Genomic DNA, 23,952 nt, shown 5'->3' on the forward strand with positions numbered 1-23,952 from the left:
GGGCGGTGCTTGATGTTTTTAAGGAGAAAATTCAGTTTCTGGTTTTCGATTATTAGTATCATCATCTGTCTGGGTGATTATTTGGGGATTGAGATCGCCAACATCATTCTTGTACGGCTTAATCCGATTATAGATACGCTGATCTTCACGAAGCCCTTTGCAAACTGGATGGTTGATGTTAATAATACGGAATGGGCTGCAAGCAGTATATTAATCAGCGTCAGATTTCCCACGTATATAATTCATTTTGGAACGTTCCTGATTTTAGGACTTCTTATAGATTATCTTATTCATATATTTAAACAGAAGTAAAAAGTAAGCCTATTTAGCTGAGATGAGGAAAGGTGAGATGAGGAAAGGTGAGATGAGATGAGCGGAGCAGAGGGAAAGCTTGAGTTGGAGAGGATTGTTTTTATAGGAAGGACCTTTGAGGAATATTTGCAGATGTTCAATTTGAAAGAAGCGGATCTTGTAGGCGGGCGGATTTTGGATTGTCCTGCCGGTGCCTGCTCTTTTACAGCGATATCGAATGAGCTCGGGAGTGACGTAACTGCTGCGGATATCGCTTATTATTACGCAACGGATGAGCTTGCGGAAAAAGGTGTTCAAGATATTGAGCATGCTATGTCTGAACTGGATAAGGTACAGGGCAACTTTGTGTGGGACTACTTCAAGTCTATAGAGAATTTGACACAAGCGAGGAGCAAGGCTTTAAACGATAACATCAGGGATCAGAGACAAACCCCGGAGCGATATGTTCCTGTGGTTTTACCTGATCTACCGTTCAATGATGAGGATTTTGATCTGACATTGTCTGCGCATTTCCTATTTATGTATAGTGATCGGCTGGACTACGATTTTCATCTTAGGACTGTTACTGAACTTATGCGGGTGACTAGAGGAGAACTTCGTATTTTCCCTTTAGTTGATCTGTCCTGCAAAAGATATGAGCATCTAGATCGCCTTATAAATGAGATGGTTCAACAAGGTTTCGCTGTGGAGGAGATGGAGGTTCCTTATGAGTTTCAAAAAGGGGCAAATCAGATGCTAAGCATTAGAAGAATGAAGCCATAAGTTAGATAGCTATAGTTTGTTAAAATAGAACACGAGGGCGTCCCTAAGCCATTTTCATCGCTATGGGGACGCCCTCGTTTTTAAATATAGCCCTAAAAAAATTACGCCACTCTCTCTTTACGCTCTGCTACATAACATGCAATACCAAGAACCAGACCAAGTCCTACCAGAACGGCACCGACCCATGGCAGCGAAGTAATCGCAAGATGAGAAATGACCCATCCGCCGATGAAGGCACCTGTTGCGTTTCCGAGATTACCTGCGGAATGACTGGTTGTAGAAGCGAGGGCAGGAGCGGCCTGCGCCAGACTCATGATCCGTATTTGTAGTCCTGGCATGACCGCAAAGGATACCAAGCCCCAGAAGAATATTGTGATGACCGCAGCTACTGGACTATGCATGGTGAAGGAAAAGATCGTAAGAATGACACTAACCGCGAAATAAAGTCCCACGATAGAAGGCATCAGCTTCCAATCTGCAAGCTTCCCGCCAACGATATTCCCGATGGTTACACCACAGCCGAAGAGAACTAGAATCCATGTCACACTATGCTCGGCAAAGCCGGTAACTTCCATTAGCAGTGGCGCTATATAAGTGAACACCGTGAACAAGCTGGCGTTACCAAGCGCACCGATCAGTAAGAATAGAAGCAGTTTAGGATTAGCTAGCGCAGAAATTTGCTGGATTACACTAGCAGGTTTGTCTTGTTTAATCTTTGGAATAAAAATAAGAATGCCGATTAGTGCAGCGACGCCCATGACTGCTATCGCAGCAAATGAGGCGCGCCAGCCCATGTTTTGCCCAATAAATGTCCCTAGAGGAACACCAACGATATTAGCAATCGTTAGACCAGCCATCATAATGGATACGGCTCCGGCCCGCCTATTGGGTTTGACCAGATTAGAAGCGATCACTGCGCCAACGCCAAAGAAAGTCCCGTGTGTTAAAGCTGTAATGATACGAGCTACCATGAGAACGGCATAGTTTGGAGCAAATACAGAAATCCCGTTGCCCAGAATAAATAAAACCATGAGCAGGCATAACAGTTTCTTTTGCGGAATTCGTTGCGTAAGGATGGTTAGGATGGGAGCACCGACGGCTACCCCAAGGGCATACATCGTGATCAGCTGGCCTGCTGTTGAAATACTAACCTGTAAATCCTTGGCGACATTTGGTAAAATACCCATGATGACAAATTCAGTCATACCAATTGCAAAAGCGCCTACTGTAAGAGAAAGAATAGAGATGGGGAAAGGTTCTTTGCGTGTTTTTTCCACACGGGCTGGTTCCTTGTTGAAATTTGGAATTGCATTCATGGTGCCAATGTCAACCTTTCTTCTGTCTGTAATGAAGCTCCACCCTTATAAAGATGAGAGATCCGACATGTATTACTGCTTTATATTATTTAGTTTTCTGAAATTATTTTCAAGAGAAAAATTTATTTCAGAGATTTTCATTTTAATTAACCATTGAAGGGATGGATTGTTCATGATGGATGAAGGCCATATCCAAGTAATTGAATTACCGGAAAGAGTAGAGGCGATGGAGCGAGAATTTAATAGAAATCACACGAATGTTCCTGAAGGCATGCTTGGTTTTACGATACCGGCTCATCAGTATGTGTGCATTCCATTATGATGAGAAAAAATTATAAGCAAGCAGCTTTAATGGCGCTTCAGCACTTTGATCTCGATTGGATACAGATTCGTTTCAATCAACTATCGGACACCTGCACTTTTGTAATAGAGACTAATAAAGAAGGAACTTTTTTGCTGCGCCTTCACTCGGGGAGATCTAAAGAGGAAATTAACTCCGAAATCGCCTGGCTGGAGCTTTTGAAGAGCAAAATCGATGTCCCCCTGCCAAAAGGCGTTCATGATCGCACAGGTTCTGTCACATTCAAAGTGGAGCAAGGTAATGGAGAGGGTATATATGCATCGTTAATGCGCTGGGTCGAAGGCGAACATACGAATGAAAGACTTACCGAAGAACAAATTTACAAAGAAGGCGTACTACTAGCCAAGCTACATAAAGCGGCACAGGAGCTTGAGTTACCTCCAGGCTTTAATCGTCCTGTTTGGGATGAACATAGTTTCAGAAAAGCAATGCTCCGTTTAAAGGTGCACTACCATAGTTTTCTTTCAGATGATGAGTTTACGCTGTATCAGTCTGCGGCTGAGAAATTATACGGCTGGTTAAGCAAGCAGCATAAAAATAAGAACAGAAGGACTTATGGGGTCATCCATGGTGATTTACATCAAGGAAATATCATCTTTAAAGAGGGTGAACCTCGACCGATTGATTTTGGAAGATGTGGCTGGGGCTATTATCTTTATGATGTGGCACATACCATTTTGGGAATATATCCTCTGCAAAGAGAACTAGTCATTAAGGGGTATGAGAGTGTTAGCAAGCTTGATGGGGAATGGGTTCAGACTTTAGAGAATTTTACGGTCATGGTTATGATCGAAAATTATTGCCATCACGCACCCGACCCTAGAGAAACCGAGGGACTGAAAGCAGAACAGCCGTATGCGCTTGCGATTCTGAGGAATTATCTTAGGGGAGCTCCCTTTCTTTTTAACACAATTGAGATTTAGCGTATAAAAATAGGGCCTCTTTGGGGAATTTATAAAAAGTTCCCTAAGGAGGCTATTTTGATGAATAAAAGCTGGATTGCTCCTCTTCTTATCTCAGTTATGCTCTTGCTGGGGCAACAACCTTGCTCCGCTAATGGGTTAGTTCAACCGCAATCCGAGGCTCCGTCCAGATCTGAGTCGGAACCGAAGCTTCCAGATCAGGATTCCCGCGAGCTCATGTACAAAGACACGCTGATGCTCTTTCTTTTACCCTATATTGAGAAAAAGATGGCTGAGATTTATGCTCCTCTTTTAACGATAACTCCCACAGTATATCCTTACTTAGTGGAAGTTACAGAGATGAAGCGAGTGAACGGATTTCGACGGTTTGATTTCTTAATTACACTCAACATACACCCTACAGTGGGTCCACATCTATCCGTTGGAGAGGATACTATGACTTTTAGAATCACTCCTGGTCCCAAGGTGAAGTTAGAATCATTCAAGCATTTAAGAGACCCGCGAAAGTCTGACCTTACACCAAATTATCAGAATATCTTAAGGTAGTTGCAGAGAATGCACCTATATGGCTCGTGCATCTTGAGTAAGTATAAGTGGTATTTCGACATAGAACCGCTCCAATTATGGAGTGGTTTTTTGTGTTATATATATGGTGGATGAAAGAACAATATGGTATTATGAAAATAGTGGATATATTGATTTAAGTAACCAAATTCAAATGAAAGGACGCGAGGGATTGGACAAGCATAAGTACAATGTTGAACACAAGAGTGAAATTATAAGTGAAGTCAAAAGTGATGCCAAAGATAAAGTCAAGGTAGGCGTATCTACTAAAGACGGGCAGTTAGGGTTTCTTTTTACAAGGGGAGGTCTTCGGGAAGGAGCAGGCAGAAAAAGCACCGGGGTAACTAAAAAAGTATCTTTGACGTTATCTGAGGACATCTGGCAGGAGATAGAGCAGGCTTGTGAGGCTCAGAATGCATCTCGCTCCCAAGTATTTCGGAACATCATTGAGGCGTATTTTGTAAAGGAAACTAAGGAGAGTTAGGTGAAGTTTTTGCTAATCCATGTATCAAAAGATTCCCTTGGTACCGCATTACAGGCAGCATTAAAAGTCATATCCGCGAATAGTTCCTCACGTGTTCTTTCAGGAATACTTATTCAGGCGCAAACTCAGGGTTTGATATTAACAGCCAGCAATATAAGAATGACCATCGAATATAAGCTCCCTGTGAAGAAGGATTCGATGATTGTACACAAAACAGGTGAAATTATAGTTCCCGCACGTTATTTTTATGAGATCATTCGTAAGCTTGATCCTGGACCAATTAGGCTGGAAATCGGAGAGACATTGATTCTGAATATTCAATCAGGGAACACTCAATTTCGTTTGTGTGTACTGGATGTAGTAGAATTTCCCAGGATCCAATACATAGACCATCCGAACACTCAAAGGATAAACATGAAGAACACTCTCTTGAAGCGAATTTTTAAACGCGTGGTTTTTGCGGTCTCTTCATCGGAAACCAGACCTGTGCTCACAGGAGTTTCGCTTCAAATAGATAATCAAAGTATTCGTGTAGTCGCCACTGATGGTATCCGCCTCGCCCAGCATGTTGTTGAAAGTGTAGAAGATTACGGTGCAATTCCTTTAAATGTAGTAATACCAGGCAGCACCCTTGAGGATCTTTTAAAAATATTAAACGATGATGCAGACAGCAGCACCGAATTAGAAATAGGTCCCAAGCAAATCAGATTTACTTCTAATGGATTGCGGGTTCAGTCTGCCCTGTTAGAAGGAACGTACCCCTCTATCGATAATCTAATCCCGCAGGTGTCCCTTTCTGAAGTGATTGTGAAGACAGATCTTTTGTTACATGTGGTTGAACGTATTTCTATATTGGCTGGTGAGAGTGTAACGCTCAGTGTACTTCCTTCTCACACGCTAAGTTTAGTGTCCAAGACTGCAGAAGTTGGGGATGTAAAAGAAGAAATTGCTATGGAGCAGCTTGACGGTGAACAGTTTCGAGTTTCTTTTAACGGCAAGTATTTCAGAGATATCCTTCGGGTGATGGATAGTGAGAACCTTAGAATAAGGTTCGCGGGAAAGGAAAGACCGCTGGTGATACAACCTGTGGATGCATCTTCGTCCACACTATTCCTGATTACCCCTATGAGGACGCAGGATTAAGGATGTGCTTATGCACAGTGGGAGAATAACTGCACAGCTTCCCTAACGAGAGTGACGTATATTTGATTTAGGAGGGGATGGAATGCATAATGCGAAGACGGCTATATTTTATTTCTCAGGAACTGGAAATACGGAACTTATTGCTAAGCAATTTGCTGACGCACTAAGAAGTAGCGGGCAAGAGGTACATTTGTTTAGAATGGAAGATGTTCTAAAAGACACTCATTCTGTCAAATATGAATCCTACAACCTTATTGGTATTGGTCATCCGGTTCTAGGTTTTGGTGCATCCGGTTTTGTTGAACGTTTTGTAGAACAGCTACCTGATTGTAATGGAACCCCGGCTTTCGTGTTCAAGACAGCCTCATCTCCACACTATATGAATAACGGTGCTTCGAATACGGTTCTACGTTCTTTGCGTGAAAAGGGGTTTACACCCTTCCACAATTCCATTTTGGCGATGCCATGCAATTTTTATATAAAATATGATGACAGATTGAATAAGCAATTGTATCTGGTCGCTCAGCGTAAGGTGAAGTTATTTGCAGAGGAAATCGTGAATGAGATTCCACGGAACCTGCGGATTCATCCTGTGCTGGAGAGAGTTCTGAGAACGGTATATTATTGTGAGGAAAGCCAAGGAGGCAAATACTTCGCCAAAGGATTGCGAACAACAGCCTCTTGCACACGATGTATGAAATGCGTTAGAAGCTGTCCAACTTCTAATATCACCAACAGTCCAGATGGGATTATATTCAGTCAAAATTGCTTATTATGCATGCGTTGTGTTTATTCTTGTCCTCAGAAGGCGATCCAAGCGACACGGCTTAAGGCCAGCGTAGTAGATCCCTATACTGGAGGTCCAAAACTTCATAGTCTTATGAAGGATTCTGAGAATGATGGACGGTTTATAACTCCAAAGTCCAAGGGCTACTACAAGCATTTTATTAAATACTTGGAGGATTGAATAATGAATTTGTTTAAGATAGGATCGAAGCCGCTGGGGATCGAGCGGATTTCAGCATTTTTAGAGGATAACTATGTGAGTATCGGCTACCCGGGAATAGGAGATTTGGAGAACATCAGTATAGAGGAGCTCCGTGATCGGTTGCTTCGTACTTACCAATACAGTGAGCTGGAGCTTACAGAACATTTGCAAGCCATTCAACTGTTTATACATAAGATGCAGGATGGCGATTATGTGCTGGTGTGTGATGGGGATTGGGTACATCTAGGTGATCTTGGTGATTATTTCTACAACGAATTATTTGACACGCAAGACATCGGTACGTGCCATCGGCGCGGTGTAACTTGGCTGAAAAGTCTTCCTATAACCGATCTAAACGCAGGGGTAAAAGAGTTTCTTAGCGATAGTGGAGTGGTTAAACATTATAAGGGGCCGATGCCTAGTGCTCGTGTGGATCTGTGGATTACAGGTTCGTCTGATTCAGAGCAAGCGGTGAATAATCGAGTGCATGTGGATGAAGAGATACTATCTATGGCGATCGGTATTTTGAAGGAAGCTCTTGTTAGTGCGGACACCGAACGACGGGAACGAGCAGCAATTGCAATTCTTCAGTATGCTAAGTAGTGGAGAAAGGATTCAGCTCCACATTCTCATTAAAAAGCGTTCCATTCGATATTTAAACATCGGATGGAACGCTTTTGTCATATTTACTGTTGTCTTCGTTTGGTACTCAGATAAATTCAACGAATTCATTGACCGGTTTACGATAGCCACGTGGTCTGATTTTATGTTTCTTGTCTTTGCCGATAGTGATCAGCATAACAGGTACCATATGATCGGGTAGATTTAAAGTAGATTGAATCGCTTCCGGATCAAAGCCGATCATCGGGCAGGTATCCCAGCCTTTATCTTTGGCAATCAGCATGAAGTGCATGGCAGACAAGGAGGCATTCCGTATAGCTTCATCTCTTTGGAAAGCATCATTTCCTTTATAAGCATTGTTAATCGCTTCTATCTCTGCATCATAATCCTCTTGACTCATAGCCCCTAAAGCTTTAAGTCCTCCGAAGATTTCTGGAGCTTTCAGATAAGCATTCTTATCACCGAGTACCACGATTACCGCTGAGGCGGAGTGTATTTTATATTGACCGTAAGCCGCTTTACGAATCTCTTCTTTTAAATTCTCATCAGAAACCACTTTATAATTGGCATGCTGAAGATTATAAGCCGATGGAGCCAATCTGGCGTAAGAGAACATTTCCTCTAGTTCATTCTGAGGGATCTTTACCCCTTCAACAAAATTCATCGCAGACCTGCGGGATTCAATCAAATCTGTAAAAGCGCTCATGAGTTATTCCTCCATATGTTATGTATTTGCTTGTTAATTATAAATAAGTGATATTTATAAATGAACTAACTATTAGTTACTAACTTAAAATAGCACAGTTAATTAGATTCGTCAATGATTAAATTCACTTCAAGTAGCTTTAGCCTTCTAAGTACTTCGAGTGTTCGAAGAATAAATACAATGTTGTAAAATATTGGGATGTAAATTAGGATATTAGGATATGAAAAGTTAAAATTGCTTTTATTAATGAGAGGGTGGGAATGTTGAACGATACTAGAGAGCAGTTGATAATAGACCTGCAAAGAATTGAAGAGAACGATTACGAGCTTAGAAGTGGGGAGCATTTAAGGGATTATGTGAAGCTGATGCTTGAGTACATAGGAGATCCACAGCCGAAGCTACGAGATGACTTGATCTATTCCACCTTCTACAAATGGATTAACGAGAAACAATGGTTTAGTGATGCGGAGCTTCGTGAACTTCTCTGGATTCTCCTTGACGAGCAGCATTTGTTCTATCATATTGGCAGCAAAGAAGATCAGGCTGTGTTTACAAGAACATTTTCTGTGCTGGTCGTTGCGCTTATTCTTCAGCGGCACAGGGAACAGGCTTTAATAGATAACGCTGAGTTTACAAATGTGAAGGAAGCTCTGATTAGATATTATGAGGAAGAACAGGATTTACGGGGATTTATGCAAGAAGAAGGCTGGGCACACGCTGCAGCCCATGGCGCAGATGCCTTGGATGAACTGGTACTCTGCTCGGAGAGTGATGCTGCAATCCGGGAAGAGGTTCTGGCAGTCATCCAAAGGATGCTTTACAACGAGCAGTTCATATTTAGTGACGAAGAAGATGAACGGATCGCTACGATTGTAGCTACAATCGTAGAACATCATTTACTTCCGCAGCAGTCTATTGTCGACTGGATCGGCAGCTTGGAGCAATGTGGGGGATGGCCAAGAAGCCGCGGCCAATATGTTGCTCGTGTGAACACTAAGAATTTCGTTCGTTCTCTGTATTTTAGATTGCTGCCAATAAAGAACAATCCGGTTATGCTTGAGGCTTTATTGAAAGCGGAGATGAATTTGAATGAATTTACACAATAAGTTTTTAATCACTTAAGTGTATATGTATAATATTGAAAATTTTTAATGATCGTTTTTAATGTAATAAAAATCACAAAACTTTGGAGAAATCCAAAAACTTTGTGACATTTATAACTTGATAAGTGCTATAATAGAAATATGGCGTTATAAGTTTTTATTTTTTTATTACTATTAAGCAAGCAAAGCTTACTTGCAGAGGAGATTCGGATATGTCAGAAACAATCACTCAAACAAACCCTGAACAAGAATCACCAAAATTAGCTGTCACTCAAGAACAAATGAATGTTCTGGAGCAGCTATTGAAGCCTGAAGTTCAGGAGTCGTTAACTGTCTTAGTGGAACAGTTGCCAAAATTAACAGAGCTTGTCGGCGTGCTCACAAAGTCATATGACTTTGTACAAACTGTCGCTGCGGATGAAGTCTTGAAAAGTGATACGGTAAGTGCAATTAAAGAGCTTGCTGAACCTGTGGTGCATTCGGCGAAGAATATGGCAGCTACAGTGATCGAAGCGCAAGATCGTGCGAATGAAAATAGCGATGTGATCGGTGTATTTGGTCTTATGAAGATGATGAAAGATCCACAGGCACAGAAGCTTTTCCGTTTCGTAAATGCTTATCTTCAAGTGGCCGGCGAACGCAGTCAGCAGAAATAATATTTTTTATATCTCATTCGTAAGGACGGAGGAAACATCATGTCTAAACATATTGTCATTCTAGGAGCAGGTTATGGTGGTCTACTAAGCGCCTTAACTGTACGCAAGTACCTGAAGAAGGACGAAGCTAAAATTACAGTCGTTAATCAATATCCTACACACCAAATTATTACAGAATTACATCGTCTTGCAGCGGGTAGTGTTGCAGAAGGTGCTGTTGCTATGCCACTTGCTAAGCTTTTCGCAGGTAAAGATATCGACCTGAAAATCGCAAAGGTTAATTCTTTTTCTGTTGAGAACAAACAAATTACACTATCTGATGGTGTGACATTATCCTATGATGCTCTGGTTGTGGGTCTTGGAAGCACTACGGCTTATTTTGGCATTCCAGGTCTTGAGCAATACAGCATGGTATTGAAATCAGCAGCGGATGCTAACAGAATTCATCGTCATATTGATGAGCGTATCCGTGAATATGCGAAGTCTAAAAATGCAGCAGATGCAAGCATCCTAATCGGCGGCGGTGGCTTAACAGGTGTTGAACTTGTTGGTGAAATCGCTGATGTGTTGCCAACGCTCACTAAGAAATATGGTGTGGATCCTAAAGACATTAAGCTGATGCTGGTTGAAGCAGGTCCTAAGATTCTTCCAGTATTGCCAGATGCGCTGATCGAACGCGCAGTGGCGAGTTTAGAAAAACGTGGTGTTCAATTCTTGACTGGTCTACCTGTTACGAATGTAGCAGATAATGTCATTGACTTGAAAGACGGTCAAAAAATTGTTGCTAACACGTTCGTATGGACGGGTGGCGTACAAGGAAATCCACTGATTGGTGAGTCCGGTCTTGAAGTGAACCGTGGTCGTGCAACGGTAAATGAATTCTTGCAATCCACATCACACAAAGACGTATTCGTTGCTGGTGATAGTGCCGTTGTCTTTGCTGAAGATGGTCGTCCATATCCACCAACTGCACAAATCGCTTGGCAAATGGGTGAATTGATCGGGTACAATCTTTATGCATACTTGAAGGATAAATCCTTTGAATCCTTTAGTCCGATCAACTCAGGTACGCTTGCGAGCTTAGGTCGTAAAGACGGTGTAGCCATTGTTGGTGCTAGCTCAACTCCGCTAAAAGGATTACCTGCAACCTTGATGAAGGAAGCAAGTAATATTCGTTACTTGTCTCACATAAAAGGATTGTTTAGCTTAGCTTATTAAATGTATTATTGGAAAACCTGCTCTGAGTTGAGCAGGGTTTTTTTGTTTATCTCTAGTGGTTCCTACCATGAATTGTCAATGGTTGTCCTAGTACGTAGTATTCGTTTTTGATATAATAGATTGGCTAATATTAACAGTGGAAAATAGGGGAGGATTACGTGATGTTATTCCGACAAAACGATGTCATTCTGTTTCAAGGCGACAGCATAACGGATTGGGGTCGCAATTATGAAGATGCTTCATCGCTTGGTGTAGGCTATGCGTTGATGATCGCCGCTCGTCTGGGGTATTTATATCCTGAGAAGAATCTTACGTTCTATAATCGCGGAATTAGCGGCAACCGTGCAGTAGATTTGCAGGAACGCTGGGAGAAGGATTGCCTGAATCTTAAGCCGACTTGGGTGTCCATATATATTGGTATTAACGACACTTGGCGCCGCTTTGATTCTGGTCAGGAAACAACGCCTGAACAATTTGAAGCTGCGTATCGTGACCTGATCGAACGCACGCAACATTCGTTGGCTGCTAAATTAGTCTTAATCGAGCCATTCGTGTTGCCTGTTCCTGAAGATCGTAAAACCTGGCGCCAGGATTTGGACCCTAAAATTCACATCGTTCGTGAACTAGCACGTGAATATGGTGCATTGCTTGTTCCGCTGGATGGCCTTTTTGCTGCGGCATCCGTGAAAGCAGAACCTGCTTATTGGGCTCCGGATGGAGTACATCCATCACCTGCAGGTCATGCGCTTATTGCAGATGCTTGGCTTAAGACGGTAGGCGTAATTAAAGCTTAATCGTCTGATCATATCACTACATATTTACTTGATTCTATAAGACTAGAACCACTCATTAAAGGAGCAGGTTATAGTCTTTTTTTTAAAAATATAAGAATTTATATGTTCCATGTTATAAATTTTCCTTATATTTCTCGCTTAAACACTTGCCGTCCTTATAGGGACGCGAAGGCGTTTATGCTTGTAACGGTTCGGAAAGATGATTTCTTTATATTTATGGACGCTGTTATAATTGGGTTATGTTTTCTTTTCTTGGAGGCGGTTAGCATTAGGTATTTACTGGGTGTTGTATCTTGTTAGTGGTTACGCTGTTAAGCGGATGTAAGAATGATGTGGGATTCATCAATGCTAGGTGGATCACCGAAGCGTCATTAACCTCAGTAACAACTAGTGATCAGAAACAAGCTGACCATTCAGGACATTCCGAGACCCTTATGCTGAAGGAGTCTAATCTGATTAAGACGCTTGCCGAGGCTATGAACAAGAGCAATACATTATTGGGGGAGCTGGATTGGGCTCCTGAAAGGAAACTCACTTTTGGAACAGCAGATAAGGCGAATATCGAACAGACGGAGTCGTTAGAGCACAAGCTAAAGCTTGATAAAGTCGATGATCATAGCTTCAAGAGAAGTTATTACGATAACGCAGCGGGTAAACAGATGGAAGGTATTTTTCAGTGGGATGGAAGTGTATTTCAGAAGTTAGACAAGTGATTCATACCAGAAGTGAGAGGAATGTGTGATAGATGACGAGCGATACCATACAGGATTTAGAAGGGCTAAAAGCCATAGGGAAAGTGGTAGGACATACCATCGCCGAGATGAAAAAGCAAGTAACTCCCGGTATGACAACAGCGCAGCTTGATAAGATTGGAGCTGAAATTCTAGCGGAATTCGGAGCATCCTCAGCCCCAATGAAAACGTATAATTTTCCAGGCAGCACCTGCATCAGTGTGAATGAAGAGGTTGCTCATGGGATTCCTGGTCCTAGAGTGATTAATGCCGGAGATTTGATCAATATTGATGTATCTGCTGAGCTGAATGGTTATTATGGGGACGCCGGAGTTTCTTTTCAATTGCCTCCCTATAATGAAGATATTTTGCATCTGTGCCAGAGTGCAGAGGAAACTATGATGAGCGTGATCAATCATCTGAGAGCAGGGATGAAGGTCAATGAGATTGGCAGAATGATGGAACTCGAAGCTCGGAAACGCGGCTATAGAGTGGTACGTAATCTGTGCAGCCACGGGATTGGCAAATCACTGCATGAGAAGCCGTTTGAAATCTTACCTTTCTATAATCCAAGAGTGACTACTGTGTTAAAAGAGGGACAGGTGATTACGGTTGAACCCTTCCTCTCTACTGGAGCAGATTACGTAGAGCAACAGTCGGATGGATGGACACTGAGTGTCGTAGACAATGGCCGGGTAGCACAGTTTGAACATACGATTATTGTGACGAAAGGTGAGCCTATTATTCTAACCAAGCCATAAAGAGGAGAGTGCGGATTTGAAAATCGCCTTTATACTTTTTGACGGGATTACGTTCTTGGATTTTGCCGGGTTCTATGATGTTATTTATCGATTGGGGCAATTTGAAATCGGTAAAGATTTGTCTTGGAATATTTGTGCAGCTTCGGAGGAAGTGAAGGATGAGTTAGGGTTCACAGTTAAAGCTGGAAAAGTGCTCCCAGAGCTTTCTGAGTACGACATGGTGTTTGTGCCTGGAGGGATGGGGACACGGAAACTCCGTTATGATGAAGCTTTTGTCTTGTGGATTGCAGGTGCCTACAATGTTCCTTATAAGGTGTCGGTCTGCACAGGCTCACTGCTGCTTGGGGCTGCGGGGTTGCTAGAAGGGAAAAAAGCTACTACCCATCCATTTGCCTATGAATTACTAAAACCTTACTGTGAAGAAGTTGTGGAGACCCGTATTGTGCATGATGGAAATGTGATTACAGGCGGTGGAGTTTCCACTTCCATTGATCTGGGGTTATATCTGATTTCACACTTGGCTGGAGAAGGAGCAATGAATTCGGTAAAAGAGCAGATTGATTATCCATATGAGATGCAGGGGATTGCTCGAATCTAAAGGAAAATACCGGAGGGACCAGAGATGGCTGGACAAAAAATGATGGTTATGCTGTTTCAGCAATGGGTAAGCGATAAGGAGCAGTGGGTAGAGCTTAGAGATTTGCTGATGAAGGAGAGCAATCTTCCCGGACCACGAGTGAATTTGGAGCTCTCAGGCAATTTTGCCAAACATTTTGCCCATCCTAAACTAACAGAAACAGACTGGGAGTTTCTTAATTCATGGGCTAATCTTACTGAGGCAGAAGCTGGGGTGAATGATCCCCGTGAGTTTCTGCCGTTTTGCGCGGTTAGAGCGCTGGGCGCTTATTACAGCTACGCTGAAGAAGAACAGCAAATTATGATTCAGAGCATCATTAAGACAGCTATGAACGACTCCAGATGGAGGATGCGTGAAGCGTCTGCTATGGCGCTGCAAAGTATAGGGGAGGATGGTTTTGCCCTTGTCAGGCAGCTGATCGACATGTGGGAGAAGGGTGCGAATAGGCTTGAACAACGAGCTTTTGTAGCGGCTTTAGCGCATCCTCCTCTTTTAAAAAAGAAAGAGAACACGCTTTATTGTCTTCAGTTGGCTACTCGAATCATGGAGAGTGTGGGGAGTGGGGAAGTACAATATGAGGATGCTGAGCATTTTCGTGTGTTATCTAAGGGACTTGAATACAGCTTAAGTGTATTTGTGGCGAGTGAACCTGAAGAGGGTTTTGCCATGCTGGAGAAATTCGCTAAGAGCCGAGATATTCGAATGATTAAGATTGTGAAGAGTAATCTTGGTAAGTCACGTTTGAGTAAAAAGTATGCTCTACAGGTTGCTGAGATCCTCGACAGTTTGACAATACAGGAAAGGACATGAGGATCAGCTCTCCATTGAAATCATGAAGTGTAGTTTTACATACATTTAACATGCCACATATCCTTAAGTGATATAACAGAAAGAACTAGGTGAAAAGGTGGCTGTTAGATGAAACTAAGTAAAGAGGAAAAATCATGGATTTTATATGACTGTGGCAATTCGGCTTATTCGATGGCGGTTACGACGGCGTTATTGCCTATTGTATTTGGGATGTTTTCAAATGTGAACCACAGCATGGATTTGGGGTATTTTAATTCCATAGCGAGTATTCTGGTGGCCATCCTTAGCCCGATTCTAGGGACGCTGGCAGATTACAAGGATAAGAAAAAACGTTTCTTTATATTTTTCTCATTGATCGGCGTGATAGCAACGGCTTCACTGGCTTTCGTTGCACCTGCGAGTGGGCAATGGCAGTTATTGATTGTATTTTATATTTTGTCAGTTATAGGTTTTGCGGGAGCCAATATTTTTTATGATTCTTTTCTGGTGGATGTAACCACGGATGAAAGGATGGATAAGGTATCCTCAAAAGGATTTGCTTTTGGATATATCGCCAGCGTCATTCCATTTGGTATTAGTCTACTACTGATTCTGTTTATGGGGATGGATAAATCGATTGGTTATCAAATTGGGTTTGTAATCACTGCTCTTTGGTGGGGACTGTTGACCATGCCTATGATCAAGGATGTGCAACAGAGATATTACATTGAACCTGAACCGAAACCGATTATAAATAGCTTTAAAAGACTGGGAGACACATTCAAGAATGTCAGACAGCATAAAGTGGTATTTGTATTCTTAATTGCTTACTTCCTCTATATTGATGGGGTAGATACGATTATTAAAATGGTAGTGCCATATGCAACATCGGTTCTGGGTGCGGATGCTTTTGATACCTTTACTTTACTGGGTATCTTATTAGTTATCCAGATCATCGCATTTCCGTGTGCTATCCTGTATGGTAATCTCGCCAAAAAATACTCGGCTAGAACGATGATCATCGTGGGGATTTTTACATATATCATTTCCTGTATCGCGGCTTACTTTATCACTTCAGTGTGGCATATATTTATTCTGGGTGCGCTAATTGGTTCTGCCCAGGGAGGGATTCAGGCGCTCAGCAGATCTTATTATGCGAAGATCATTCCTAAGGAAAAATCTAATGAATTCTTCGGATTCTACAATATCTTTGGCAAGTTTGCGGCGATTGTGGGTCCTGCTGTGATGTCTTTAACAACTACCTTAACAGGCAACGCTAAATTTAGTATTCTAGCGATTATCCCGCTATTTATTATTGGATTCTTTGTATTTATAACTTTACCTAAAGAGCCGTCTGAACATAATGAAACCAAGGGGTTTAACCTATAATGTCAAGCAAAGAACAAGCGGCAAAGGCCAAACATCTGATAGTCATCTCTTACGATGCCTTTTCAGAAGACCAATGGGAAATGGCCAGCCGTCTTCCGAACTTATCGAAATTGATTAAGAGCGGAGCGCATAGCAATAAATTGAAAAGTGTGTATCCCACGCTCACTTATGTGGTGCACACTACGATAGCGACCGGTGTATATCCAGATAAGCATGGCGTCCATCACAACAACCCATTTCAGCCGTTTGTGAGGGAAAAGGAGCAGAGCTGGTTTTGGTTTAGAAATGCGATAAAGGTGCCCACGATTTACGATGCTGCGCGCGAGCATAACATGAGTACCGCTGGAATCCTCTGGCCGGTATCAGGGAAATCCTCAATCCAATACAATATTCCTGAAATCAGAGCCATCAAACAGGAAAATCAGGCACTGAAGGTGTTAAAAAGCGGGAGTCCCTTATATTGCATCGAGATGGAGCTGAAATACGGGAGGAATCGAAAAGGGATTGAGCAGCCCTATCTGGATGACTTCACGACAAAGTGTGCGATAGAAACGATTAAGCGTAAAAAGCCTAATCTTCTCATGATGCATTTGATTGATCTGGATGACGCCAAGCATGTTTACGGCACTGACAGCGATGAGGTGAAGCGGGTAATCGCACGTATGGATAAACGGCTAGGCGATATTATGCAAGCAGTGGATGAAGCCGGTATTAAGGATGATACAGTTTTTTTAGTTTTGGGTGACCATGGGCAGTTCAATGTTAGATACAAAGTACATCTGAACAACCTATTGCAGGAAAAAGGGCTGATCTACGAAGAGAATGGTCAAATGCAGTGGAGAGCTTACTTTCAGTGTGGGGGTGGAGCGGCTTATCTGCATATCAAACAGGGGGATGAAGAAGCTGAACGGTTAGCGTTAGCTGTGATTCGGGATGATATGAAAGACGAAGCTTCTGGCATAGAGGAATTGTATGCTAGAGAGGAGCTGGATCATCTTCATGTGAGCCAATCTACTAAGTATATGCTTGAGGCTAAGAGAGGTTATTGTTTCGATGAGAGCATGGATGAACCAACGATTGTTGATTTGGACAAACGAGGAATCAAATATGCTACTCACGGCTATTCTCCCGACAAAGAGGATTATAGATGCAACTTGGTGATCTCTGGGACTAATGTTAAAAGTGATTTTCCTATAGGGGATCTCAAAATGGTAGATATAGCCCCTACGATGGCAAAGATTTTAGGGATTGATTTTAATCCTTGTGACGGAAGACCTTTAGATGAAATTTTCATTTATTAAAGCAAGCTGTGAGAAAAGCATTTATAATTACTAGATAACGCGTTGGTAGAGAAAAGTCGTCTCTCGCCAGCGCGTTATTTGTTTACCTAGAAGGAGGAGGGCTTGTACTTGGTATAGATTAAATATAGATAAAGTCGGGATATTTACTTGAGCGATATCCATATACAATGGAATTAAATTGAATTAAGAGGTGAATTGGATATGGATGCTGATATTAGACAAAAAATTTTAAATAAAAATGACAGACTAATTAGTATGGTTATTGAACGTGCTAAGAGAGATTTTCCTGATGACATTGCAATCATTGGGCTTACAGGTTCTTTCAGTACCGGAGATTTTCATGAAAAAAGTGATCTTGATCTAATCATAATTAATAACACGGCCAAAGGCTGGGGGATATCTTCGTGTTTTATTTTGGAGGATGTTGGATACGACATATATTGTACGCCATGGGAAACAAGGATAGAAGATCAAGCGAATCTTGAGAGTCCAATGATTTCGTGTCTGATAGATTTAGAGCTGTTATATTGTGCGAAACCCGAATATCTGGAAAAGCTAAATTTATATAAACAGAGAGCTCTAGATGCTTTGGCAAAGCCTATAGGGAGTGAATGTATTAGTAGAGCGAAAAAGAATATAGACATAGCAAAACAAGAATATACGAATACATTACTTTCTGAAGATATTGGAGCGGTGAGGTATGCTTCATGCGAAGTTGTATACAATTTGGTAAATGCTATAACACATTTGAACAATACCTATTTTAAACGGGGACTTAAGAGATATCTGGAGGAAATAGCTACGTATCGTTATGTTCCTGATGATTTTGAAAATATATATATGGCTGTGATCGATGCGAAGACAAACGTTGAAATCAGAAGTGCATCATATAAATTTCTAGAAAGCGTCAATGATTTATATAATAAAATGTATAAGGATTTTGTGATTCAGCCTGTCCCAACCTATGATAATCTTGGTGGCACCTATGAGGAATTGTGGTGTAACAGCCGTAATAAGGTTATAGCAAGTGTGGAATTAAATGATAAATCTTATGCTTATTATGTAGCCATGGGCATACAAAATTTTCTTGATGAAATGACAGAATCAAGCGGAACGAAAAAGTTTGATATTATGCAGTATTTTGATACAGATCATCTACAATTATTTAAAGAGCAGTTCCTGCAGGTCATGGATGAATATCTGGAAGAATATAATAAGGTAGGAAGGAAAGTTGAACGATACGATACTTTTGAGGAATTATATAACGAATATATGAAGGTATGATAGAGAAGAATACCAGACTACGAATTTTCGTAGTCTGTTTTTTTTATTTTTTTGTGGAACGATAAAATTATTTTAAGTCAGATGGGTAAAATAAACGATCATTATACTAGTGATGTCCGATTTGCCAAAGTAGTGAAAATTGTTATAGACTATTTTTTATCGGCTTTTGTCCAGTGAATGTTGTTCACTTGCAGTGATATAAAAAACTAATTTGAAGCGGGGAAATGGAATGCATGGAATGAGACAGCATCAAAAATCAAATAAGCTGAAGATATTTTCAAAAGTCATATTAATTATTATAGGGGCACTTATTACTTCATATGGTCTAGAATCCGTATTAATACCTAACAATGTTTCGGATGGTGGTGTAACGGGCCTAAGTATCGTTGGTTCACAGCTATTTGGATTACCGTTAGGGCTGCTAATTGTTATAATTAACATCCCTTTTGTTTGGTTGGGATATAAGCAAATTGGTAAAAGCTTTGCTATTTATTCCATTATCGGTATTGCCTCACTAGCCATTGGTACAAGCCTTATGCACCATGTGCCAACGATTATTGAAGGAGATACATTGTTAATTACTGTTGTTGGCGGGATTATCATCGGTTTTGGAATGGGGTTAGCGTTACGTAATGGTGGGGCGTTAGATGGGATAGATATGTTAGCCGTATTACTTTCACGAAAAATACCTTTTGGGACTAGTGATCTGATCTTGTTCCTAAACATGTTTGTCTTTATTGTTGTTTCAACAGCATTTGGTCTACAAGGGGCGATTCTATCCGCACTTGCTTATTTTATTGCTTCTAAAGTAATACATATTGTTGAAGAAGGTTTGAGCGGATCTAAAACTTTTAAAATCATCACCGTTCAACCGGAAATCATGGTAGAGACGATTCGTGACCGATTGGGTCGTGGGGCAACCTATACAGATGCATACGGCGGTTACTCCAATGAACAGTTTAAAGAAATCACCTGTGTAATTAACCGTCTGGAAGAAAGCAAAATCAAGGAAATCATTCATGAAATTGACCCTAACGCATTTGTTGTAGTATATGATGTAGCAGAAGTTAAAGGCGGTAATTTCAAAAAGCATAATATTCATTAATTATGATCCTGAAGTGCCATCTCCTCAAGTGTTTGACAAATGCATAAAATGTAACTATTATTGTTGCATCTGATTAATGCACTTGTTGCTAGCCGGGTAGTATGGCAAAAGGAGAGATTTATAGTGAACATCAGCACCCGATTTGCGGTAGCCATTCATATATTAACGTTAATTGACAGTAACAAAGAGGGCAAAAGCACCTCGGAGTGGATAGCTGGTAGCGTGAACACAAACCCTGTAGTTATTCGTCGGCTAACGAGTATGCTGCAAAAAGCAGGACTGGTAACAGCCCGCCCAGGAGTCGCAGGAGCCTCGCTTTCACGTAGTAGCGCTGAGATTACACTGCTTCAGATTTATAAGGCAGTAAACGCGGTGGAGGAGGATTCGTTGTTCTCGGTTCATGAGCACCCTAACCCGGAATGTCCAGTCGGCAAAAATATAGCCAGTGCCATTGTACCGGTATTCTCACTCGCGCAAAAAGCGATGGAGAATGTCCTTCAGGAGGTTACTTTGGAGCAGATTGTGAATGAAATGCCTGAAATATAACTACTCCATATCTCAACGTAGAATGAAGACCACAACATGTGCTAACGTGATTGTGGTCTTTTTTATTGGAAACATATCTTTCATGCCATTACGGGTGTTCAATTGTAAATTCTCATAATCACAATGCTGTCCAATGGCTCGGTTAGGGGGAGTAACGACTCAAAGAAGGGAAGTAAGACGTAATTATAGAATCTGTATCTAGAAAACAGATAATACTTCATACATAAGCTGAAGTGGAAAAATGAACGGAGGATCTACAGTGGAACAAATCGCATTAATCTCAGACATTCATGGAAATATCCCGGCTTTAACAGCCGTATTAGATGATATTAAGCAGCGTGGAATGAACAGGATATTTTGCCTGGGAGATATTGTTGGGAAAGGGCCGAATTCAGATCTAGCCGTTGATATCATTAAAGAAAATTGTGAAATCAGTGTTATGGGAAACTGGGATGATTTAATGAATCAGGATGTTGATTTTGAAATGGCCCGGTGGAGTCGGAAATTGTTAGGTAAAGAACGTCTTGCTTATCTAGGTACATTACCGTTCTCGATTGAATTTATGATGAGTGGTAAGTTTATTCGATTATTCCATGCTTCACCGCGAAGCTACTATGAACGGATTCAGCCTTGGGACGATTATGAGAAGCGACTGTCTATGTTTGGTTGTTCTGATCTCTGCCAGGAGAAGCGACAAGCGGATATCGTAGGTTATGGGGACATTCACAATGCTTTTATACAACATTTGGAAGGGAAAACTTTATTTAATGTAGGCAGCGTTGGGAATCCTCTTGATGTCACTCAGGCATCTTATGTGATTTTGGAGGGGGAGTATGGAGGTCTGACAACGGCATCTATGAATATACAATTTGTAAGAGTGCCTTATGATATTGAGTTAGCTATTCAACAAGCCATAGACGCGGTTATGCCAGCTACAGAGCCATATATTCGAGAGCTTAGAACTGCGCAGTACAGAGGGAATGCCCGGGGATAAAGAACGAATAAGCTCGTAGTGTTGCAATTGGTCAGAAAGGGATGACCCTTATGAAAATAGTTAGTGCATTTGAGCATTATGAATCCTTGATGGATGAGGGAAATGATCCAGCACAAGATCCTCCCATTGGACAGGCATATATGAGTCAGTGGGATGGACCTCTTTTTTTCGATGGACTGAAGGGTAACGATAAAAGAATATTAGAGATTGGAATTGGAACGGGAAGAGTTGCTAAATCGGTCTTAGGTCTGGGATGCCGGTTTCTTACAGGAATTGATATCTCGCCAAAAACACTAGTAAGAGCAGACTTAAATCTTAGAAAATTCTCCAATAAAGAGCTTGTGCTAGCTGATATTTGCGAGTTCGTACGTCCTAATACTTTTGATGCGGCTTATAGTGTATTAACTTTTCTACATGTAGAGGATAAGGAGCGAGCGTTAAGGAATATTTATGATTCGCTGCTACTTAATGGAACATTTATGTTATCTGTTAGCGAGGATGAAGAGTGGTTTGATTTCAATGATAGAAGAGTCATGTTAAATCCGGCCGATGTGGATGAATATGTAAGGCTTTTTAACAAAACCGGATTTCATATCGAATGGGTAAAAGAAACGGAAAGTCGAACTGCAACCTTAATTCATGCCATCAAAAAGTAACGGAGGGAACGAATTGAAGCTTAGTCATGTATTTGAGCAATTCCCTACTTTGGAAACCGAGCAGCTAATACTGAAAAAGATTGAAGTAAGTAATCTTGAAGAGGTATTTGGAATTTATAGCAATGATCAAGTGTTTGAGTACTGCGGAATTATTCCGAAACATAATAAAGATACTGTAAAGAATATGATCGGACATTTCGAGCGTGATTTTAACAAAGGAGTAAGAGTGAAGTGGGGGATTTTCCGCAAAAATAATCCGTACATACTGCTAGGTATCATCGAAGCTATGGATTTTAATCAAAAAGTGGATATGGTCACGATTGGCTATTTTTTGGCGGAGTCTTATTGGGGAAAAGGGATTTCAACTCAGGCCGTTCAAGCGGTGAAAAAGTATTTATTTGAGACTGCAGAGGTCAATCGAATTCAAGCTGAGGTTATGCCTTTTAATGAGCGGTCCAAGCGGGTTCTTTTGAAAAGTGGCTTTATGAAAGAGGGAACGTTAAGGCAAGCTCATGTATGGTCAGGAAAAGGGCTCGTTGATTTGGAGATTTACAGCATTCTAGCAGAGGAATACGGAAATGGAGAAAACGGATCTTAGTGAAAGTAGGGGAGATTATGGGGACTATCGTGGTAATAGGTGGGGGAGAGCTAATTGATCTAGAAACGCTTGAATTGGATCGTGAAGTTGTGAAATTAACCCAAAAAGCTAATCCAAAAGCGTTGTTTATTCCAACAGCTAGCAGTGATGCACCGGGTTATTGTGATACGTTCAACAAAGTGTACGGTGAGATTCTAGGATGTGAAACAATTCATTTATTGCTTGTGAGCCAAACCTATACCCATGAGGAAATCGCAGAGTTAATTGAATCCGCTGATCTGATTTATGTGGGTGGAGGCAATACCCGAAAGATGCTTGAGATTTGGAAAAATACCGGTGTGGATGTGCTTCTAAAAGAAGCCTACACCTCTGGGACCATATTAGCAGGGCTGAGTGCAGGTTCGATTTGCTGGTTTGAATATGGGCATAGTGACTCTGAAGCGTTCGACGACCAAGGGAACTGGCAGTATATTAAGCTTGAAGCGATGGGAATTCTGCCAGGCATTCATTGTCCACATTATGATGAGGATATTCGGGTTGAGGATTTTTCGCGTATGGTTAAAGGTGGGGGTATACCCGGAATTGCAGTGGATAATAACTGTGCCATCATCTACAAAGATAATGAATATAAAGTGATGTCAACCAGAGAAGAAGCGAAAGCCTATCGTGTGATGGACTCTGAGCAAGGTGTTGTCGTTACGGAAATCGAAGAAAACCCAAGCTACAGACCTCTTCATGAAGTGTATGGTGGAGGTGATCAATGAAGTCTAATCAAATCTCAATTATCCCAGAATCGCTGGCGGAGTCTAACTGCGGAGAAGATATTTCAAGGAATCGATGGTCATGAAGTGAGATCTGCTGGAACAGAGGATCATGCCAGAGTCAAAATTTCTGAGGGCCATGTAGGCTGGGCGGATGTTATTTTTGTGATGGAGAAGAAGCATATTCGAAGAATTCAAGATAAATTCAGAGACAGTGTAATTGGCAAAAGAATAATTTGTCTGAATATATCAGATGATTATAAGTATATGGATGAAGACTTAATTGGACTTCTCGAGTCCAGTATGTCTGAATATTTACAGGAATGGCTCGCTTAAGGATTAAATGTTCTTATGAATCATGTTTGGCTGTGAATCAGTCAGCATGATTTTTTTATTGGTAATTGACAAACATATAGAAGGTAACTATACTAAAGATAGTTAATTTGTAA

At 41.3% G+C, this 23,952-nt stretch carries 29 protein-coding genes; 27 read left to right on the forward strand and 2 right to left on the reverse strand.

The features are described from left to right. Positions 1–12 precede the first annotated feature (12 nt). Both UQ64_RS03720 and UQ64_RS03725 read left to right on the forward strand, forming a co-directional pair. Entirely contained in the window at positions 13–312 is a 300-nt protein-coding gene (locus UQ64_RS03720; protein WP_060622172.1) for a hypothetical protein, read from the forward strand. Positions 313–369: 57 nt separating this feature from the next. Then, the gene (locus tag UQ64_RS03725; RefSeq protein WP_060622173.1) at positions 370–1,074 is read left to right on the forward strand and encodes a hypothetical protein; all 705 of its coding nucleotides are present in this window, start codon (positions 370–372) and stop codon (positions 1,072–1,074) included. A 101-nt stretch (positions 1,075–1,175) separates the two neighbouring features. On the opposite strand, the gene UQ64_RS03730 is transcribed toward UQ64_RS03725, so the two are convergent. Then, complete coding sequence (locus UQ64_RS03730) at positions 1,176–2,390, reverse strand: MFS transporter (RefSeq protein ID WP_060622174.1); 1,215 nt, start codon at positions 2,388–2,390, stop codon at positions 1,176–1,178. 172 nt (positions 2,391–2,562) lie between these two features. On the opposite strand from UQ64_RS03730, the gene UQ64_RS30650 reads away from it, so the two are divergent. The 7 genes from UQ64_RS30650 (at position 2,563) to UQ64_RS03760 (ending at position 7,456) form a co-directional block, all read left to right on the forward strand. Then, positions 2,563–2,712, forward strand: a complete 150-nt coding sequence (locus UQ64_RS30650) for a hypothetical protein (protein ID WP_156417439.1) — start codon at positions 2,563–2,565, stop codon at positions 2,710–2,712. Further along, on the forward strand, positions 2,709–3,674 hold the full coding sequence (locus tag UQ64_RS03735) for a phosphotransferase enzyme family protein (protein WP_060622175.1): 966 nt from the start codon (positions 2,709–2,711) through the stop codon (positions 3,672–3,674). The genes UQ64_RS30650 and UQ64_RS03735 overlap by 4 nt, the downstream gene beginning before the upstream one ends. Before the next feature lie 60 nt (positions 3,675–3,734). Continuing rightward, positions 3,735–4,220 carry a DUF3888 domain-containing protein gene (locus UQ64_RS03740; RefSeq protein ID WP_060622176.1) on the forward strand — a complete coding sequence of 162 codons (486 nt, stop codon included), beginning with the start codon at positions 3,735–3,737 and terminating at the stop codon, positions 4,218–4,220. 103 nt (positions 4,221–4,323) lie between these two features. Then, the gene (locus tag UQ64_RS03745; RefSeq protein ID WP_245237847.1) at positions 4,324–4,722 is read left to right on the forward strand and encodes a hypothetical protein; all 399 of its coding nucleotides are present in this window, start codon (positions 4,324–4,326) and stop codon (positions 4,720–4,722) included. Further along, complete coding sequence (dnaN, locus tag UQ64_RS03750; RefSeq protein ID WP_060622177.1) at positions 4,723–5,865, forward strand: DNA polymerase III subunit beta; 1,143 nt, start codon at positions 4,723–4,725, stop codon at positions 5,863–5,865. Between the two features lie 82 nt (positions 5,866–5,947). After that, positions 5,948–6,832, forward strand: coding sequence for an EFR1 family ferrodoxin (locus UQ64_RS03755; RefSeq protein ID WP_060622178.1), 885 nt, complete (start codon positions 5,948–5,950; stop codon positions 6,830–6,832). Positions 6,833–6,835: 3 nt separating this feature from the next. Continuing rightward, the gene (locus UQ64_RS03760; protein WP_060622179.1) at positions 6,836–7,456 is read left to right on the forward strand and encodes a hypothetical protein; all 621 of its coding nucleotides are present in this window, start codon (positions 6,836–6,838) and stop codon (positions 7,454–7,456) included. Positions 7,457–7,562: 106 nt separating this feature from the next. Here UQ64_RS03760 and UQ64_RS03765 read toward each other — a convergent pair whose 3' ends face one another. Beyond that, complete coding sequence (locus tag UQ64_RS03765; RefSeq protein WP_060622180.1) at positions 7,563–8,180, reverse strand: nitroreductase family protein; 618 nt, start codon at positions 8,178–8,180, stop codon at positions 7,563–7,565. A gap of 263 nt (positions 8,181–8,443) precedes the next feature. Between UQ64_RS03765 and UQ64_RS03770 the strand changes: the two genes are divergently transcribed. The 18 genes from UQ64_RS03770 to UQ64_RS03855 all read left to right on the forward strand — a co-directional run bounded on the left by UQ64_RS03770 (position 8,444) and on the right by UQ64_RS03855 (position 23,839). Then, positions 8,444–9,286, forward strand: coding sequence for a DUF2785 domain-containing protein (locus UQ64_RS03770; protein WP_060622388.1), 843 nt, complete (start codon positions 8,444–8,446; stop codon positions 9,284–9,286). A 209-nt stretch (positions 9,287–9,495) separates the two neighbouring features. Next, a complete protein-coding gene (locus tag UQ64_RS03775) occupies positions 9,496–9,939 on the forward strand; it encodes a helical membrane plugin domain-containing protein (protein ID WP_060622181.1) in 444 nt (147 codons plus the stop codon). Positions 9,940–9,978: 39 nt separating this feature from the next. Further along, entirely contained in the window at positions 9,979–11,157 is a 1,179-nt protein-coding gene (locus tag UQ64_RS03780; protein ID WP_060622182.1) for an NAD(P)/FAD-dependent oxidoreductase, read from the forward strand. A 161-nt stretch (positions 11,158–11,318) separates the two neighbouring features. After that, a complete protein-coding gene (locus tag UQ64_RS03785) occupies positions 11,319–11,951 on the forward strand; it encodes an SGNH/GDSL hydrolase family protein (RefSeq protein ID WP_060622183.1) in 633 nt (210 codons plus the stop codon). A 293-nt stretch (positions 11,952–12,244) separates the two neighbouring features. Beyond that, a complete protein-coding gene (locus tag UQ64_RS03790; RefSeq protein ID WP_060622184.1) occupies positions 12,245–12,664 on the forward strand; it encodes a hypothetical protein in 420 nt (139 codons plus the stop codon). Positions 12,665–12,696: 32 nt separating this feature from the next. Next, a complete protein-coding gene (map, locus tag UQ64_RS03795) occupies positions 12,697–13,443 on the forward strand; it encodes a type I methionyl aminopeptidase (RefSeq protein ID WP_060622185.1) in 747 nt (248 codons plus the stop codon). 16 nt (positions 13,444–13,459) lie between these two features. After that, entirely contained in the window at positions 13,460–14,041 is a 582-nt protein-coding gene (locus tag UQ64_RS03800) for a DJ-1/PfpI family protein (protein WP_060622186.1), read from the forward strand. A 24-nt stretch (positions 14,042–14,065) separates the two neighbouring features. Continuing rightward, on the forward strand, positions 14,066–14,890 hold the full coding sequence (locus UQ64_RS03805) for a hypothetical protein (protein WP_060622187.1): 825 nt from the start codon (positions 14,066–14,068) through the stop codon (positions 14,888–14,890). 108 nt (positions 14,891–14,998) lie between these two features. Further along, complete coding sequence (locus tag UQ64_RS03810) at positions 14,999–16,258, forward strand: MFS transporter (RefSeq protein WP_060622188.1); 1,260 nt, start codon at positions 14,999–15,001, stop codon at positions 16,256–16,258. Beyond that, on the forward strand, positions 16,258–17,559 hold the full coding sequence (locus tag UQ64_RS03815; protein WP_060622189.1) for an alkaline phosphatase family protein: 1,302 nt from the start codon (positions 16,258–16,260) through the stop codon (positions 17,557–17,559). Before UQ64_RS03810 ends, UQ64_RS03815 begins: the two co-directional genes overlap by 1 nt. Before the next feature lie 201 nt (positions 17,560–17,760). Next, positions 17,761–18,843 (forward strand): nucleotidyltransferase domain-containing protein, encoded by a 1,083-nt coding sequence (locus UQ64_RS03820; protein ID WP_060622190.1) that lies wholly within the window; start codon positions 17,761–17,763, stop codon positions 18,841–18,843. Positions 18,844–19,072: 229 nt separating this feature from the next. After that, entirely contained in the window at positions 19,073–19,948 is an 876-nt protein-coding gene (locus UQ64_RS03825) for a YitT family protein (protein WP_209445704.1), read from the forward strand. A gap of 123 nt (positions 19,949–20,071) precedes the next feature. Then, on the forward strand, positions 20,072–20,494 hold the full coding sequence (locus UQ64_RS03830) for an Rrf2 family transcriptional regulator (protein WP_060622192.1): 423 nt from the start codon (positions 20,072–20,074) through the stop codon (positions 20,492–20,494). Positions 20,495–20,753: 259 nt separating this feature from the next. Beyond that, a complete protein-coding gene (locus UQ64_RS03835; RefSeq protein WP_060622193.1) occupies positions 20,754–21,488 on the forward strand; it encodes a metallophosphoesterase family protein in 735 nt (244 codons plus the stop codon). A gap of 50 nt (positions 21,489–21,538) precedes the next feature. Next, positions 21,539–22,144: a class I SAM-dependent DNA methyltransferase gene (locus UQ64_RS03840; protein ID WP_209445705.1), complete on the forward strand. Its 606-nt coding sequence runs from the start codon at positions 21,539–21,541 to the stop codon at positions 22,142–22,144. Next, complete coding sequence (locus UQ64_RS03845; protein WP_425339568.1) at positions 22,128–22,742, forward strand: GNAT family N-acetyltransferase; 615 nt, start codon at positions 22,128–22,130, stop codon at positions 22,740–22,742. Before UQ64_RS03840 ends, UQ64_RS03845 begins: the two co-directional genes overlap by 17 nt. A gap of 17 nt (positions 22,743–22,759) precedes the next feature. Then, positions 22,760–23,506 carry a Type 1 glutamine amidotransferase-like domain-containing protein gene (locus tag UQ64_RS03850; protein ID WP_082650984.1) on the forward strand — a complete coding sequence of 249 codons (747 nt, stop codon included), beginning with the start codon at positions 22,760–22,762 and terminating at the stop codon, positions 23,504–23,506. Between the two features lie 84 nt (positions 23,507–23,590). Next, positions 23,591–23,839 (forward strand): protein tyrosine phosphatase, encoded by a 249-nt coding sequence (locus UQ64_RS03855; protein ID WP_342447570.1) that lies wholly within the window; start codon positions 23,591–23,593, stop codon positions 23,837–23,839. Positions 23,840–23,952: the final 113 nt, after the last annotated feature.

Source organism: Paenibacillus etheri (genome assembly GCF_001012825.1).
Classification (GTDB): Bacteria; Bacillota; Bacilli; order Paenibacillales; family Paenibacillaceae; genus Paenibacillus_AQ; species Paenibacillus_AQ etheri.

What these genes read in the sequence shown, in the direction of transcription:
- UQ64_RS03720 (WP_060622172.1), top strand. Translation starts at nt 13, where the DNA reads ATGTTTTTAAGGAGAAAATTCAGTTTCTGGTTTTCGATTATTAGTATC.
- UQ64_RS03725 (WP_060622173.1), top strand. Translation starts at nt 370, where the DNA reads ATGAGCGGAGCAGAGGGAAAGCTTGAGTTGGAGAGGATTGTTTTTATA.
- UQ64_RS03730 (WP_060622174.1), bottom strand. Translation starts at nt 2,390, where the DNA reads ATGAATGCAATTCCAAATTTCAACAAGGAACCAGCCCGTGTGGAAAAA.
- UQ64_RS30650 (WP_156417439.1), top strand. Translation starts at nt 2,563, where the DNA reads ATGATGGATGAAGGCCATATCCAAGTAATTGAATTACCGGAAAGAGTA.
- UQ64_RS03735 (WP_060622175.1), top strand. Translation starts at nt 2,709, where the DNA reads ATGATGAGAAAAAATTATAAGCAAGCAGCTTTAATGGCGCTTCAGCAC.
- UQ64_RS03740 (WP_060622176.1), top strand. Translation starts at nt 3,735, where the DNA reads ATGAATAAAAGCTGGATTGCTCCTCTTCTTATCTCAGTTATGCTCTTG.
- UQ64_RS03745 (WP_245237847.1), top strand. Translation starts at nt 4,324, where the DNA reads ATGGTGGATGAAAGAACAATATGGTATTATGAAAATAGTGGATATATT.
- UQ64_RS03755 (WP_060622178.1), top strand. Translation starts at nt 5,948, where the DNA reads ATGCATAATGCGAAGACGGCTATATTTTATTTCTCAGGAACTGGAAAT.
- UQ64_RS03760 (WP_060622179.1), top strand. Translation starts at nt 6,836, where the DNA reads ATGAATTTGTTTAAGATAGGATCGAAGCCGCTGGGGATCGAGCGGATT.
- UQ64_RS03765 (WP_060622180.1), bottom strand. Translation starts at nt 8,180, where the DNA reads ATGAGCGCTTTTACAGATTTGATTGAATCCCGCAGGTCTGCGATGAAT.
- UQ64_RS03775 (WP_060622181.1), top strand. Translation starts at nt 9,496, where the DNA reads ATGTCAGAAACAATCACTCAAACAAACCCTGAACAAGAATCACCAAAA.
- UQ64_RS03780 (WP_060622182.1), top strand. Translation starts at nt 9,979, where the DNA reads ATGTCTAAACATATTGTCATTCTAGGAGCAGGTTATGGTGGTCTACTA.
- UQ64_RS03785 (WP_060622183.1), top strand. Translation starts at nt 11,319, where the DNA reads ATGTTATTCCGACAAAACGATGTCATTCTGTTTCAAGGCGACAGCATA.
- map (WP_060622185.1), top strand. Translation starts at nt 12,697, where the DNA reads ATGACGAGCGATACCATACAGGATTTAGAAGGGCTAAAAGCCATAGGG.
- UQ64_RS03805 (WP_060622187.1), top strand. Translation starts at nt 14,066, where the DNA reads ATGGCTGGACAAAAAATGATGGTTATGCTGTTTCAGCAATGGGTAAGC.
- UQ64_RS03810 (WP_060622188.1), top strand. Translation starts at nt 14,999, where the DNA reads ATGAAACTAAGTAAAGAGGAAAAATCATGGATTTTATATGACTGTGGC.
- UQ64_RS03815 (WP_060622189.1), top strand. Translation starts at nt 16,258, where the DNA reads ATGTCAAGCAAAGAACAAGCGGCAAAGGCCAAACATCTGATAGTCATC.
- UQ64_RS03820 (WP_060622190.1), top strand. Translation starts at nt 17,761, where the DNA reads ATGGATGCTGATATTAGACAAAAAATTTTAAATAAAAATGACAGACTA.
- UQ64_RS03825 (WP_209445704.1), top strand. Translation starts at nt 19,073, where the DNA reads ATGCATGGAATGAGACAGCATCAAAAATCAAATAAGCTGAAGATATTT.
- UQ64_RS03840 (WP_209445705.1), top strand. Translation starts at nt 21,539, where the DNA reads ATGAAAATAGTTAGTGCATTTGAGCATTATGAATCCTTGATGGATGAG.
- UQ64_RS03845 (WP_425339568.1), top strand. Translation starts at nt 22,128, where the DNA reads ATGCCATCAAAAAGTAACGGAGGGAACGAATTGAAGCTTAGTCATGTA.
- UQ64_RS03850 (WP_082650984.1), top strand. Translation starts at nt 22,760, where the DNA reads ATGGGGACTATCGTGGTAATAGGTGGGGGAGAGCTAATTGATCTAGAA.